Consider the following 13,444-nt stretch of genomic DNA (forward strand, 5'->3'; position numbering starts at 1 on the left):
TAATGAGCGAAAGTACTGCGAATACAAAAAATAGTGAAAAGCCAGTGCAGCAAAAGCTGCCACTGGCTTTTTTGCATGGTAAAGCGGTTGTAGACAAACCAGAAGATTTATACATTCCACCTGACGCGCTCGAAATAATATTAGAAACCTTTGAAGGCCCGCTCGATTTACTGCTCTATTTAATTAAAAAGCATAAGCTTGATGTACTCGAACTTTCTATTTTTAGTATTACAGAGCAGTACGTAAGTTATGTAGAAATGATGACAGAATTTCAACTCGAACTTGCTGGCGAATATTTAGTAATGGCTGCGTTACTTGCGCAAATTAAGTCGCGCTTATTATTACCTGTACACGAAGAGCTTGAAGAGGAAGAAGATCCTCGCGCTGAGCTTATTAAACGCCTGCAAGAGTATGAGCTGTTTAAACAAGCCGCCGAAAACCTCGACGATATTCCTCGTGTTGGTCGTGATATTTTTATAGCGCATGCCGCTATGCCAATAAGTGAAGATACAAGTCAAAATCTCCCCGATATTGAACTTAAAGACTTAATGCTGGCGCTGAGTGATGTAATGGCGCGAGCAAAAACGTTTGAGCATCATCAAATTACTGCTGAAGTACTCTCAACCCGAGAGAGAATGAGCCAAATATTACAGCAACTATCGCAAGCAAACTCGGCAGTGGTATTTAATGCGCTTTTTACCCCAAATGAAGGGCGAAGTGGTGTAGTGGTTAGTTTTATAGCTATGCTTGAGCTTATTAAAGAAGGACTTGTTACCTGTTTGCAAGTAAGCCCTGAGAGCTTAATTTATGTCAGCTTAAGCGAACAATCCACCCTATAAACTTATCTGTTTAATCATCTATTTGCAAAACTGACTTTAAATAATAAAGTTCTGTGCGTATACGCACGTAAAGTGTTTGTAAATGTTATTTTCATTTACGGCTGTGCACTATATTGTAACGTCATAGCATTATAGGAACTTACACATGTTTAAAAATACACCTTCATCTTACGGACTTGTCGCCATTATTTTACATTGGCTCATGGCGCTGACTATTTTTGGCCTGTTTGGTTTAGGTTTATATATGGTTGAGCTTACTTATTACGATAGCTGGTATAAAGGTTCACTCGATTTACATAAGAGTATTGGTATTACGCTTGTGGCCGTATTTTTATTTAGAATTTTATGGCGTGCTTTATCTACACAACCTAAACCATTAGGTGAGAGTAAAGGCATGAACCAATTAGCGCATACGGCGCATATTGCTATGTATATTATTTTGGCTGTTATTGTTGTTGCAGGGTATTTAATATCAACCGCAGACGGGCGTCCAATAGAAGTATTTACTTTATTTAACGTATCAGCGCTTGATTTTGCCTTTGATGACCAAGCCGATATTGCAGGAAAAGTACATTATTACGGCGCGTGCACATTAATCGGGTTTGCAGTATTGCATGCACTAGGGGCGTTAAAACATCACTTTATCGATAAAGATAAAACCTTAATTAGAATGATCAAACCATTAAAGGATGATTAAAATGAAAAAATTATTAGTAAGCACAGCCGTTTCGGCTGCAATGATGTTATCGGCAACAGCCGCCAATGCAGCTGATTATGTAATTGATACAAAAGGCGGGCATGCATCTGTTAACTTTAAAATTAAACACTTAGGTTACAGCTGGTTATATGGTCGTTTTAATACTTTTGACGGCACATTTAGCTACGATGCTAAAAACCCTAATACGTCAAAAATTATGGTAAACATTGATACTACAAGTCTTGACTCTAACCATGCAGAGCGCGATAAGCATTTACATGGTAAAGATTTTTTAAATGTAGATAAATACCCAAAAGCGACATTTAAAAGCACGAGTATTAAATTTGATGAAGACGGCGAAGAGGCTGATGTAACCGGTGAGTTTACGCTGCACGGCGTAACTAACACTATTACCTTTGAAATAGATAAAGTGGGCGAAGGTAAAGATCCGTGGGGCGGCTACCGCGTAGGTTTTGAGGGCGAAACCAGCCTTAAACTTACCGATTACGGTATTGATTACAACTTAGGACCTGCATCTACTCATGTTGATATTATTTTATCAATAGAAGGTGTTCGTCAGTAATAGCATTATTAAATATAAAAACGCCACTTACTGTGGCGTTTTTTTTGCTTAACAGAAACTCAAATTAAGCGACTTCGAATTTGCTTATTTTGCGCTATTAATACGTGACTGTAATAGCGGCCTTAAATGCTCGGGCAACCAGCGCATGAGTAAATCATTATAAGCCTGCGTTTTTTTAATAACTTTAAGCTGCTTATTAAGAGTAGCAATGTTTTCTGCGCCTTGCTCGTTTTTAGTACAGCCAATAAAACCATAACTTAACGCAGGTGATTCGGTTAATGGACGCTGCGTTAAGTTCTCTTCAAAGTGCATTGATTTAGCTAAATAGTAATGCTCGCTTGGGTAACCCAGCAAAATATCAATTCGTTTTAGGTTAAGCATATATGTGAGGCTCGCTAGGCTATCGCGAGTGGGTCTAATTACTAAATCTATATTAGGCGTACTGTTTATCAATGTATCTATCTCTTGGCCATAAGAGCGGCTCATAGAGATCCCAAGAGTTAGTTTTTTATCTTGTATTAAATCTAATAGTGATACTTCTTTTGATTCCGCTATATTTAGCGCTTTGGCGAGCCTTTTGTGCATTGCTATTGAAGGCGAGAGGCCCGTTGTTGAGCTTTCGTCTGTAAAATAAATATGCTCTTTTCTGTAATCATTTTTATAAAGCGATAACGCACAAACATTATTTGAAGTATTAGACAGCTCTTGGATTACCTTACCTGAGGGGATAAGCATGCGGTTAAAGGTAATATTAGGAAGTTGTTTTTCAAGTAAATAAATTATGCTTTCGTCACGGCCTTGGTGTTGATATTGACCATTTAAAATATAATAGGGTGCAAAGTCGTGCGCTAGCCAGTTTATGGTTCTAGCATTGCCTATTGAGGTCAGACAGAAAAAAAGTAAGAAAGTTAAAAATATACGGAGCATTACAACAGCTGCCAGTAATTATTATTGTAAAACTATTGTAACCAATAAAGAGCTAAAAAGTAAAATGCCAGCAACGAGGCTGGCATAATATCTTATCAATAATTGCAATAATAAAAGGGCAATTAAAGTTATGTGTTGCTTAGTTAGCTTTTAGCCACTTAACAAACTGGCGTGCATCACTCGCTTTTTGAAACAATGCATTTTTTAAACCTTGTGTATCACTAAAGATTACACGATGTTTGTTTACTGAAATTGATTGCACTGGATGTGCGATTTGGATCATAGACCCATTATATTTATAAGACATAATAAAACTCACTTTATTCTTGTTATTTATTCTGCGCTATATTTTTATAGCAAATTGCAGTTAATAAATTAACGATGTTGTGTTTAGCTTCATTACAGTGTTGACGATCTTTATGACACTTTTGCGATGATAGTAAAAAATCATCTCGGTATTATTCAAGGGGTTCTCGCCGTACAATAACTTAGCTTTCAAATATACGTTTTGCGGGGCTTACTGGATCAGGGTAAATGGTTAACCGCGGCGGTTTCTTTAAACCAGAGAAGGAAGGTAACTTATATATAAATTGTGTGCAAGCTATTTTTGTAAAAATATTTATAATAAATCTTATCAACTGCTTACAAAGCCCGTTTTTAGTTACCAAAGGATAAGTATGAATTACCTAATAGTGAGTGATATTTATGGTTTAACCCCTGCTTTAAGGAGGTTATCACAGGCAATTAGTTCAAATTTAGTTATTGTTGACCCTTACAATAACAAGTATCAAGCCATTGAAAGTGAACAAGATAGTTACAACAATTTTATACAGCAGTGTGGCCATGATAAATACACCGACAAACTTCAAAAATGCTTTGAGAGTTTAAAATTGCCAACGACGTGTATTGCTTTTAGTGCAGGGGCAAGTGCAGCATGGCGGGCACAGTTATTAACAGGCAATACACACCTTAAAAAGTTAATTGGCTTTTATCCGTCGCAAATTAGACATAACTTAAATTTAAGTGCAAAAGTACCCTGTGAGTTCATATTTCCAGCAAGTGAGAGTCACTTTAATGTTGATGAAGTTATTAAAGCTTTAAGCACCAAAGCGGATGTTAAGTGCTATAAAACCAATTTTTTGCATGGTTTTATGAACGAGTACTCAACCAATTTTAATGCGCAAGGGCTTGTTGAATATAGTAACTATATAAAACTGAGCAGCCGTTAAAGCGTGTTTAGCTGCTCTTTACTAATATCAGGAAAATCGGTGCGGGTATTATATTTTGCATACAGCGTTGTAAAAACGCTACTACCGGATAGCTTATCTAACTCTTTTATAAAGGTTTTCGCACTAGATCGAGCGGGTCTACAGCATACTTGATACTGTTTTATTATACCCGCGACAGATAAACCTTGTTTTTGTAGCTCCAAATCGGCCTGTGCAAAAAAAGCCGCACCCGTCCAATAAACACGTTGCTGGGCTTGTTGTTTCCACATATCAGCAGAGAGCTTATTAAGTGGCTGTGTTTTAGTTTTAGTTTGCAGGCGGGCACGATCAAATCCTGCATTTAAACGTTGTACAAATTGCGGCTGGGTAATTATACCGCTGTCACGCATTATTACGTTTTGCATGTAACTAGCAAAACCCTCGCTTAGCCAAAAACCGGAGTAGGGAAGTAGCGGCAAATATAAATGCGAAAGTTCATGGTATAGCGTCCAATCTTTAGTGAATGCATTTAAACTGGCATAGCGATCTATATGTAGTTCAAGCCCATCGGGGTTATTGCGCTTAACTGTAGCCCAAGGTACAGGCTCAAAAGCAAAGTATTGCGGTTTTAAATAAATAGGCAATGTGGTTTGTTTTAAAGGTCCCAGTGTATTTTGTGTTTTTTCAGCACTTTGATTAACCCATGTAGACACCGTATTTTGAGCATTACTTGAGAGCGAGCTAAGGTTATGTATGACTACTTCAACGGCTAATGCGTTAAAAGAGCTGATTAATAGTAGCAGTACAAAAAAGAATTTCATTAAAATGCTCCACTGTAATTTAATAACTGGTACGAAAATTCTAATATACAAGACCAACTAAATGGATAAATAATCACGCCTAATTCTTTATTTTTTAAAATGATAGTAACTATAAAAGTACAAATACAGACACTCCTAGCTAAGCATGGTTTAATCAATTAATCGTTATTTTAAGTTAGGTTTAGCCATGACGTATCAGCATATTCAAGTTCCTGAGCACGGCCAAAATATCACTATTGATGCACAAGGACACTGGCAAATACCGTTAGAACCTATCATTGCTTTTATTGATGGCGATGGCGTGGGGCTAGATGTTATGCCGGTAATGCGCCATGTTGTTGATAGTGCAATTGAACATTGTTATAAAAGCGCACGGAAAATTCATTGGATGCAGGTTTATAATGGCGAGCAGGCCGCAAAGCTGTATGACGGTGACTGGTTTCCACAAGAAACAATTAACGCAGTACGTGCCTGTAAAATTGCCATAAAAGGGCCGTTAACCACACCACTGGGTGGTGGTTTTCGATCGCTTAATGTAGCCCTCAGGCAAGAAATGGATTTGTTTGTAAATATGCGCACTATAAAAGGCTTTAGTGCGCTCCCTTCTCCTTTAAAAAATCCATTTTTAACAAACATAACAGTGCTTCGTGATAGCAGCGAAGACGTGTACTCAGGTATTGAGTGGCAAGCAGGCAGTGTAGAAAGCGAAAAAATGCTCGACTTTTTATGTGAGGAAATGGGGGTAACCCGCTTAAGGTTTTCACAAGAGTGCGGAATTGGTATTAAAAATATATCTAAAGAAGGCTCTGAGCGACTAATGCGTTATGCCATTAACTATGCACTTAAAAACGATAGTGAATCTCTAACGCTAGTACACAAAGGTAATGTACTTAAATTTACCGATGGGGCATTTAAGCGTTGGGGGTTTGCACTTGCACAAAACGAGTTTAATGCCACTGCACATGAAAATGGGCGTTGGTTGCAAATAGAGCGAGCACACCAATCGCCCTTAATTATTAAAGAAGTCATAGCTGACAACATGCTGCAACAATGTTTAATGCATCCAGAGCAATTTGATGTAGTGGTGACGACTAATCAAAATGGTGACTTTTTAGCGGATATGCTCAGTGCACAAGTTGGTGGTGTTGGCATAATGCCTGCTGCAAATTTAAATAACGATGTCGCATTTTTTGAGCCTACACACGGCACGTTTGAACGTATAGCAGGGCAAAATAAAGCAAACCCCAGCAGTAGTATTTTAAGTTCGGTATTAATGCTTAAATTTATGGGCTGGGACGAAGCCGCATTACTCATAGAAAATGCGTTAGAGCAAACATTTAAAAGCGGTGAAGTAACCTTTGATTTAGCACAAGAGCACACTGATAGCTCAAGTATTCATAACTCGACAACCTTAACTTGTACTGGCTTTGCAAAGAAGGTTATCGAGCACTTTTAAATACATCCATTATTAAGCTGCTGAGGCAGTTTTTACTCTGTGCATACAAGGGCGGTTGGTTAACTGCGCTGCACGATGGTAAATCTCATGTGCTTGGGGTTCATCGCACTGTGTACCACTAAGCGTATCCATTAACGCAACAACAATAATTGCAGGAACCTGGCAGCAATATTCGTCTAAAACGGCTTCCGTAGTTTGTGCATCTACATGGCAAAGTGGATGATTTTTAAGTTGGTATGCATTTAATAATGTATCAACTTCTAATACATCATCTGGTTGATGCTTTGTTTTACGGCATTTACAACCAAACTCATCAACTAAAGTAGCTAACGCTTGGTAAGTTTCAGTGGTGTTAGCTTTAGTGCATAACTGCTCTTCAATGAACTGATGCAAGTTAGCATCGATGAATAATCCGTCTTGGCGTGTGAAAGAAGCTGTTGTCATAATAATTACTCTTAGTTTGTTGGCTTAACTTCACTCTAGCGCTAAGTGTATTATTAATAAAATTGTTGTTTTCAATAACTGATATTGATTTTATCAATAGTAAGTTTGAAAACTAAATAAAAAATAGAAAACATATCTAAATAATACTAATTAATTTGGTGCAATGCGGTGAAAGTGTGCACAAAACTGGAACAAAGGGAGGAGTTGAGGAATAAAGAAGGAATCTTAGTTAATTGTTTTTATTGAATTTTAATTATTTTATGAAGTTGGTACTAAGCTTGCTAATAATACACTGTAGGTAGATTCCTATATCGACGATTTCCAAAAGCGCCACGGTATTTTCCCAAAGTTGAATACCATGGCGCTTTTTTATTTTTCGCGTGTATTTTATTTAGCCGTCACAATAGCAATAACAATGGTAATGTTAAATTTTAACAAAGTAGGGAATGGCCACTAAAATAGCGCCTACAATCAGTAGCATGCTAACACTGGTCATAAAGTACGGAAAAACCAATAATGACAAACCAATACAAAGTGGCACTACGGCTTTTTTTCTTCGCCCGTAAGTAAGGTAGCCAATACCTATGCCGCCAAACAAAACACTCCACGCAATTATTGATGCACTATCCATTTATAAATTACCTATTTTGAAATACTGATTTAAATTACGACCGACATAGCCAGTTTTTCAATACCATGTGAAGGAGTCCATCTTTTGAATTCCACGAAACCATGCTTTTTATATAAATTTATTGCAGGAGTATTAGCAACTGCAGTCTCAACTCTTGCATGAGATAAATCACCGATTGCTAGAACATAATTTATTAGCTTACTTGCGATATCTTTTTTAAAATAGCTAGGATCAACGGTTAAACTACAAATATCTAAACACTCGTTGTTTGTATCTACTTCAATAACGGCTGCTAAACATTCATTTTCGCTGTAGCCATAAAAAGTTGTTTCTGACTTTTTTATACCTTTAATATTACGCGCTAAAGGAGGGAAGTTATGCGCGCCGATCAGTTTAGCCTCAATAGCATAGGATTTTTGAAAGACAGCAAAAATTTTATTTGCAGTATCGTTATTCTTATTATTAAGTTTGTTTATCATTGTCTTCTTTTTTAGAAAATAAAGCATGAATACCATATGCCGTAATAAAACCTCCGGCACCAATTGTGAAAAAAAGAAATAAATAAAACTTTTTCGGGTTATTTTCTAAAGATGCCACTGCCGGCTCATTGTATCTCTTATAAATAACACCACTTTCGTAATTAAAATAGCTGCGCAAAAGAATAAACAAACCTAGAACAATACACAGGAGCGCTTTACTTGTTTTCTTAGTGTTCTTTTTAGCTATTACTATTTGTTGCGCAGCTTTTGGCTCAGTACGACTTGGTTTAGCTAATTCATCTTTAAGGCGTTTGTAGTTCTCTGGATATTTATGTGAGTCAATACTTTCAATTGCTTCGTTTAATTCACTAAGTGAATAAGCAGAGTAATCAATATTTATAATAATCTTCCTTAAAAGGCTCTTAAATAACACTTACACAGCAAGGTTTTTAAATTGTTGTTATTTAATGGTATTTTTATAATCCGATTAAGTTTATTTTAATGTAGCAAAGACTTGAGGTTAGTCACTTTTACTTTCATATTTAAACTCGAATGAAACTATTGCAGCCAATATACCTCCAGTCGCTAATATAGCAGCGCTAAATAACATCTCCCATAATAATTTTTTCAACAGTAGAGTCTGATGAATATTTGTAAATATTACGCTCCAAGTTTGTTCAAAGTTGTATAAATTAACAACTTCATGAACATCATATAAAAAAGTACCTAACCCATTCAAAAAGTATGCAAGAGCTATATAAACAAAAAGTCGTGCAGTAAATAAGAGGGTTTTTAAATTATCAGTTTCAACTTTAGAGAAAGGAAGAAAGCTAATTTTGGTGACCTTGCTCATTATAAGTGAACACTTCAAATATAGGTATTGGTACATAAAATTCCATTTTTTAATATGTCTTAGGTTATTGATAACGAGTATCTAAAGTTATTGACTTTATATTACTAATTAAGAATAACGCAGTACCTATTTTGATTCAATTCTTCAGCGAACATTGTATTTGAGTTCTAGCTTTTTCATTAGGTAGTTTTTAACTCAATGTATTTAAAATGCTAACCAAGCTATTAGCTCAAAATAAGATGATTCAGTACATAGCACAGGCACTCTCATTAGGCTCTTGAGTACTAATCAAAGGTTTGCTCTTAATTACCTATCTGCAATCGTTTTAGCAAACGCTAATAATTCACGCCTTAACCATTGGTGTGCAGGCGCGTGGTGTAGTAGCGGGCTCCATATCATTTTTACCTCAATAGGCACTATTTGAAATGGCACAGGGCTGATTACTAAATCAGTATGAGAAGTTAATAACTTAGCTTGCCTGCGCGGTAGGGTGGCAATAAGTTGCTCTGATTGGCAAAGCAGGCTTGCGACCATGTAGTGGCGAGTAAAAACACGTATTTTACGAGTTTGCTCTAGTTGCCAAAGCGCTTCGTCTACCCAGCCTAATTTTTGCTTACCTGATTTATTAGTAACAGCGGCCTCTGGTCCCCAGCCTGCACGGTTTACCCAAATATGTTCTTTTTGTAAGTAGTCGTCTAACCCTGAATGTTGTAAAAATGTATTTTTAGGATGCGTTAAACAACAGTAGTTATCGCGCCAAACACTGGCCTGATGAAACGAGCGAGGGAGACCGTTAAAGCGGTTTATAGCTAAATCTATAGTGCCTTTTTCCATGTCTTGTAGGTTTACGTCGCTTGGGCTCAATACATCAAAATTAATACCGGGGTTTTTACTAAGCTGCGCCGTTATAAAAGGGGCTATTAAGGTCGACTCTATATAGTCGTTTGCCATTATTCTAAAGGTAACTTCAGCGGTTGTAGGGTTAAACTGCTCACTAGGCTGCGTAATAGCTTCAGCCATTTTTAATAGGGCCTCAACTTCAGGCTTTAATGCAAGTGCCTTTGCCGTTGGCGTCATAGAGCCTGCGGCACGCACAAGTAGCGGGTCGTCAAATAAATCGCGCAAACGTTTTAGCGCATTACTCATAGCCGGTTGCGTAAGAGCAAGTTTATTTGCAGCTTTTGACACACTTTTTTCATCTATTAACACATTTAAATAAACGAGAAGGTTAAGATCGACATTTCTTATATTCATATGGGCGTGTTTGCCTTTCAGGGTTGAAATTTGTTCAATCTAGGGGCGATTTAATCGCGGCGCGAGGTTTGCCACCTAGTGGGCTAAGTAAAAATCGAGCAAAGCTTCCGCGTCCTGCTCACGCCCCTTACCTACATCCATGTAGGCAACAAAGAGTTAATTGTCCCTAGAAAGAACCCTATGGGCAGTGTGTATTTGGCCTTTATATAGCGTTAAAGTACATTTATGGGGAGTCACAACACTACATGTACTTTGCCTTGCTTAAAAACCAAATACACGGCTGCAAAATTAACCTCGAAAGGTCAATACGCCCAATAAATTCTATTTATATGCTTTATTAATTATCTAAATTAAAGCCTGCTTGCTAAGGTGTAAACCATTAATAAAAAATAACCGCCATAACTGGCATCAATATAAGTGCTGTATTTATGCAAAATAAGCTAACAAATCAATCTAATAATGCGCTACAACACGTTGTAGCCAGTAAGCTTGCACGATCTGTTTTTGCTGGATTTGAGGCGATGTTTTCGCAATTTTTAAATATTACACTGGGTGCACAAAGCCGGTTTGAGCAACGACAGTATCACAGTGTACAAAGTGCTATGCGTGAACGTTTACAGGTGTATGAGCGCGAAGTTAAAAACGTGAGTGAAGCCGTCAGAGTTATTGCTTATGCTGAACTTACTTGCCCGCAAACGTGGCAGTTAGCTAAAAATATTTATGGCGATATGGTAGAAAATCACGAAAATAAACCTATTGCGCATACCTTTTTTAACTCAACGTTTGGCGCAATTTGGGACGATAAAAAAATTCGTACTGTGCATTTGTTTGTATTAAAAGCAAAGTATCGTAGTGAGCCACGCTCTTATGAAAGCTTAGTGAGCAGGGTATCGCTACATAATGGGTTTAATAACGCCGTTAAAACGCTTATCACTAATCAAGTATTTAGAGTGCCGTTTAGTCATTTAGAACGCGATGTAGCCACATTACAAAGTACGTTAATGCAAGGCTCTAAGCAGCAATGCAAACAGGTGTACGAACTTATAAATTTAAACGATGGGTATATTGAATACGCCAACTCATTATTTTTTAGAAACAAAGCCTGTTATTTAATTGGGCGCTGCATTGCTAAAAATGGCGACAATATGCCTTTTGCTATCGCTATTTTAAATACCGATGAGGGACTAAAGCTTGATGCTGTAATGATGGGCGCCGATCAATTAAGTTTATTATTTGGTTTTGCACGCACCTATTTTATGGTTGATACCGATAAGCCCGCTCGTTATGTAGATTACTTAAGTGTGTTAATGCCACATAAACAACGCTTTGAGTTATTTAACGCCATTGGTTTTATAAAGCACGCCAAAACTGAGTTTTATCGACACAAGGTTGATACGACTAAAAATAGTCCAGCCAACTTTAAGTATGTTACAGCACCAGGGACGCCAGGTATGGTAATGCTGGTATTTACTATTGAAGGGCTAGATTACGTTTATAAAGTAATTAAAGACAAATTTAGTGCGCCAAAAACAGCCACCAAAGCACAAGTGAAAGAAAAGTATAACTTTGTAAAACAAGCCGATAGGGTTGGTCGTTTGGTAGACACACACGAATTTAGATATTTAGCGTTTGATTTAAGCCGTTTTAGCGACGAGCTGCTTGAGCAGATGAAAAGCCAAATTGGTAGCAGTATGGTTATATCGGGCAAGGCACTTATTTTAAAGCACGTTTACGTTGAGCGTAAAATGACCCCACTTAATTTGTATATTAACCAATGCGATAACAAAACCTTAGAAAGAGTGATGCATGATTACGGTAAAGCAATTAAAGAGTTAGCCGGCGCTAATATATTTCCGGGCGACATGCTAATGAAAAATTTTGGCGTAACGCGATGGGGGCGAGTGGTATTTTACGACTTTGACGAAATTTGCCCACTGACCGATTGCAACTTTAGAGAGGTGCCACAAACCCAAAATGCACTTGAAGAGCTAAGTAGTCACACGTATTTTGATATAGCCGAAAATGATATATTTCCGAGCCAATTTAAGGTGTTTTTTAGTGCTAACGAACTTGCGTTTAACTATTTTAATAACGAGCACAGTCATTTGTTTTTAGCGCCATTTTGGCAAGGCTGCCAGCAACAAATACATAATGGCTATCTACCCGATGTTTATCCTTATAAACAAAGTTGGCGATTTTGAGGTTGTTTGAATCTGTGTTCATCCCCATCTATATGTTATTACAGTTTTTAAACTTGGAGCGACAATGAAATATATTTCTCATGAAGATGGCAATCTTGCATTTAATGAAACCGAAAAACCGGTTTTAAAGAGCCATGAAGTACTCGTAAAAGTAGAAGCTATAGGTGTGAACCGTGCAGATAGCATGCAGCGTCAAGGAAAATACCCAGCTCCTGCGGGAGATAGTCCAATTTTAGGTTTAGAATGCGCTGGTGTAGTTAGTGATATTGGCGGTAAAGTTGATAGAGTTTGGCTTAATAAACGTGTTTTTACCTTGTGCTCAGGCGGCGCTTACAGTGAATATGTAGCCGTTGATGCAAAGCAGCTTATGGAATTACCCGATGATGTAACAATGGCAGAGGGGGCTGCAATAAGCGAAGTGTACCTAACAGCATTTGGCGCTTTATTTGAGCTTGGTAAATTGCAAAAAGGGCAAACAGCACTTATTCATGCAGGTGCTAGTGGTGTGGGCGGTGCAGCAATTCAAATGGCTAAAAGCGCAGGTGCAACCGTTGTTATTACTGCCGGTACGGATGATAAATGCCAACACGCAAAGGAACTCGGTGCCGATCATGCAATTAACTACAAAACCACTGACTTTGTAGAATACATGAAAGCAAATGAGTTAACAGCGAATGCAATTGTAGATCCTGTTTCGGGGAGTTACTTAAATAAAAATGCCGCTATTGCAGCGATGGATTGCCAAATTGTAATGCTTGCATTTTTAGATGGACGTTTTGCAGAAGTTGATTTTGCCGCGCTTTTACGCAAACGTATTTCGTTTCATGCCTCAACGCTTAGAAATCGTAGTATTGAGTTTAAACGCCAGGTGCGCGACGACTTTGTAGCGCGTTTTTACAATGATATTGCCACTAAAAAGTACGACTTTAACCTGTATAAAACATTGCCTTGGAGCGACGCAAACGAAGCTCATGCTATTTTAGAGCGTAATGAAAATGCTGGTAAAGTTGTTTTACTTGTAGAGTAACTCTTTAATTTTAGGGTTTAGTCC

16 protein-coding genes are annotated in these 13,444 nt (G+C 37.6%); 7 read left to right on the plus strand and 9 right to left on the minus strand.

Annotation, left to right across the window (positions count from 1 at the left end):
• Positions 1-2 precede the first annotated feature (2 nt).
• The 3 genes from I6F54_RS02290 (at position 3) to I6F54_RS02300 (ending at position 2,119) form a co-directional block, all read left to right on the plus strand.
• A complete protein-coding gene (locus I6F54_RS02290; protein ID WP_010554218.1) occupies positions 3-839 on the plus strand; it encodes a segregation and condensation protein A in 837 nt (278 codons plus the stop codon).
• A 145-nt stretch (positions 840-984) separates the two neighbouring features.
• On the plus strand, positions 985-1,536 hold the full coding sequence (locus I6F54_RS02295) for a cytochrome b (RefSeq protein WP_002961572.1): 552 nt from the start codon (positions 985-987) through the stop codon (positions 1,534-1,536).
• A 1-nt stretch (position 1,537) separates the two neighbouring features.
• A complete protein-coding gene (locus I6F54_RS02300) occupies positions 1,538-2,119 on the plus strand; it encodes a YceI family protein (protein WP_165741701.1) in 582 nt (193 codons plus the stop codon).
• Between the two features lie 84 nt (positions 2,120-2,203).
• Here I6F54_RS02300 and I6F54_RS02305 read toward each other — a convergent pair whose 3' ends face one another.
• Together I6F54_RS02305 and I6F54_RS02310 are read right to left on the minus strand one after the other, a co-directional pair.
• Entirely contained in the window at positions 2,204-3,046 is an 843-nt protein-coding gene (locus I6F54_RS02305; protein WP_197119741.1) for a transporter substrate-binding domain-containing protein, read from the minus strand.
• A 139-nt stretch (positions 3,047-3,185) separates the two neighbouring features.
• Positions 3,186-3,353, minus strand: a complete 168-nt coding sequence (locus I6F54_RS02310; protein ID WP_002961566.1) for a hypothetical protein — start codon at positions 3,351-3,353, stop codon at positions 3,186-3,188.
• A gap of 370 nt (positions 3,354-3,723) precedes the next feature.
• Between I6F54_RS02310 and I6F54_RS02315 the strand changes: the two genes are divergently transcribed.
• Complete coding sequence (locus tag I6F54_RS02315; protein WP_165727372.1) at positions 3,724-4,275, plus strand: hypothetical protein; 552 nt, start codon at positions 3,724-3,726, stop codon at positions 4,273-4,275.
• On the opposite strand, the gene I6F54_RS02320 is transcribed toward I6F54_RS02315, so the two are convergent.
• The gene (locus tag I6F54_RS02320; RefSeq protein ID WP_165741763.1) at positions 4,272-5,075 is read right to left on the minus strand and encodes a M61 family metallopeptidase; all 804 of its coding nucleotides are present in this window, start codon (positions 5,073-5,075) and stop codon (positions 4,272-4,274) included. The genes I6F54_RS02315 and I6F54_RS02320 overlap by 4 nt on opposite strands.
• Before the next feature lie 187 nt (positions 5,076-5,262).
• On the opposite strand from I6F54_RS02320, the gene icd reads away from it, so the two are divergent.
• Positions 5,263-6,531, plus strand: coding sequence for an NADP-dependent isocitrate dehydrogenase (gene icd, locus I6F54_RS02325; protein WP_165741762.1), 1,269 nt, complete (start codon positions 5,263-5,265; stop codon positions 6,529-6,531).
• A 12-nt stretch (positions 6,532-6,543) separates the two neighbouring features.
• Here the strand turns inward: icd and I6F54_RS02330 are convergent, their stop codons facing one another.
• The 6 genes from I6F54_RS02330 to I6F54_RS02355 form a co-directional block, all read right to left on the minus strand.
• Entirely contained in the window at positions 6,544-6,975 is a 432-nt protein-coding gene (locus I6F54_RS02330) for a hypothetical protein (protein ID WP_010554222.1), read from the minus strand.
• A gap of 424 nt (positions 6,976-7,399) precedes the next feature.
• Complete coding sequence (locus I6F54_RS02335) at positions 7,400-7,606, minus strand: hypothetical protein (RefSeq protein WP_007582523.1); 207 nt, start codon at positions 7,604-7,606, stop codon at positions 7,400-7,402.
• Positions 7,607-7,635: 29 nt separating this feature from the next.
• Positions 7,636-8,085: a GNAT family N-acetyltransferase gene (locus I6F54_RS02340; protein ID WP_197139494.1), complete on the minus strand. Its 450-nt coding sequence runs from the start codon at positions 8,083-8,085 to the stop codon at positions 7,636-7,638.
• Positions 8,069-8,518: a hypothetical protein gene (locus I6F54_RS02345; protein ID WP_197139495.1), complete on the minus strand. Its 450-nt coding sequence runs from the start codon at positions 8,516-8,518 to the stop codon at positions 8,069-8,071. The genes I6F54_RS02340 and I6F54_RS02345 overlap by 17 nt, the downstream gene beginning before the upstream one ends.
• Before the next feature lie 87 nt (positions 8,519-8,605).
• Entirely contained in the window at positions 8,606-8,938 is a 333-nt protein-coding gene (locus tag I6F54_RS02350; protein WP_139016249.1) for a hypothetical protein, read from the minus strand.
• A 306-nt stretch (positions 8,939-9,244) separates the two neighbouring features.
• The gene (locus tag I6F54_RS02355) at positions 9,245-10,192 is read right to left on the minus strand and encodes a LysR family transcriptional regulator (protein WP_101216732.1); all 948 of its coding nucleotides are present in this window, start codon (positions 10,190-10,192) and stop codon (positions 9,245-9,247) included.
• A gap of 428 nt (positions 10,193-10,620) precedes the next feature.
• Between I6F54_RS02355 and aceK the strand changes: the two genes are divergently transcribed.
• Together aceK and I6F54_RS02365 are read left to right on the plus strand one after the other, a co-directional pair.
• On the plus strand, positions 10,621-12,393 hold the full coding sequence (gene aceK, locus I6F54_RS02360; protein WP_197139496.1) for a bifunctional isocitrate dehydrogenase kinase/phosphatase: 1,773 nt from the start codon (positions 10,621-10,623) through the stop codon (positions 12,391-12,393).
• Positions 12,394-12,457: 64 nt separating this feature from the next.
• The gene (locus tag I6F54_RS02365; RefSeq protein ID WP_197139497.1) at positions 12,458-13,420 is read left to right on the plus strand and encodes a zinc-binding dehydrogenase; all 963 of its coding nucleotides are present in this window, start codon (positions 12,458-12,460) and stop codon (positions 13,418-13,420) included.
• The last annotated feature ends 24 nt before the right edge of the window (positions 13,421-13,444 follow it).

Origin of the sequence: Pseudoalteromonas sp. SWXJZ10B, from assembly GCF_015864475.1 — a bacterium.
Lineage (GTDB): Bacteria > Pseudomonadota > Gammaproteobacteria > Enterobacterales > Alteromonadaceae > Pseudoalteromonas > Pseudoalteromonas arctica.

What these genes read in the sequence shown, in the direction of transcription:
- I6F54_RS02300 (WP_165741701.1), top strand. Translation starts at nt 1,538, where the DNA reads ATGAAAAAATTATTAGTAAGCACAGCCGTTTCGGCTGCAATGATGTTA.
- I6F54_RS02340 (WP_197139494.1), bottom strand. Translation starts at nt 8,085, where the DNA reads ATGATAAACAAACTTAATAATAAGAATAACGATACTGCAAATAAAATT.
- I6F54_RS02315 (WP_165727372.1), top strand. Translation starts at nt 3,724, where the DNA reads ATGAATTACCTAATAGTGAGTGATATTTATGGTTTAACCCCTGCTTTA.
- I6F54_RS02365 (WP_197139497.1), top strand. Translation starts at nt 12,458, where the DNA reads ATGAAATATATTTCTCATGAAGATGGCAATCTTGCATTTAATGAAACC.
- I6F54_RS02295 (WP_002961572.1), top strand. Translation starts at nt 985, where the DNA reads ATGTTTAAAAATACACCTTCATCTTACGGACTTGTCGCCATTATTTTA.
- I6F54_RS02350 (WP_139016249.1), bottom strand. Translation starts at nt 8,938, where the DNA reads ATGAGCAAGGTCACCAAAATTAGCTTTCTTCCTTTCTCTAAAGTTGAA.
- icd (WP_165741762.1), top strand. Translation starts at nt 5,263, where the DNA reads ATGACGTATCAGCATATTCAAGTTCCTGAGCACGGCCAAAATATCACT.
- I6F54_RS02355 (WP_101216732.1), bottom strand. Translation starts at nt 10,192, where the DNA reads ATGAATATAAGAAATGTCGATCTTAACCTTCTCGTTTATTTAAATGTG.
- I6F54_RS02330 (WP_010554222.1), bottom strand. Translation starts at nt 6,975, where the DNA reads ATGACAACAGCTTCTTTCACACGCCAAGACGGATTATTCATCGATGCT.
- I6F54_RS02335 (WP_007582523.1), bottom strand. Translation starts at nt 7,606, where the DNA reads ATGGATAGTGCATCAATAATTGCGTGGAGTGTTTTGTTTGGCGGCATA.
- I6F54_RS02310 (WP_002961566.1), bottom strand. Translation starts at nt 3,353, where the DNA reads ATGTCTTATAAATATAATGGGTCTATGATCCAAATCGCACATCCAGTG.
- I6F54_RS02290 (WP_010554218.1), top strand. Translation starts at nt 3, where the DNA reads ATGAGCGAAAGTACTGCGAATACAAAAAATAGTGAAAAGCCAGTGCAG.
- I6F54_RS02320 (WP_165741763.1), bottom strand. Translation starts at nt 5,075, where the DNA reads ATGAAATTCTTTTTTGTACTGCTACTATTAATCAGCTCTTTTAACGCA.
- I6F54_RS02305 (WP_197119741.1), bottom strand. Translation starts at nt 3,046, where the DNA reads ATGCTCCGTATATTTTTAACTTTCTTACTTTTTTTCTGTCTGACCTCA.
- aceK (WP_197139496.1), top strand. Translation starts at nt 10,621, where the DNA reads ATGCAAAATAAGCTAACAAATCAATCTAATAATGCGCTACAACACGTT.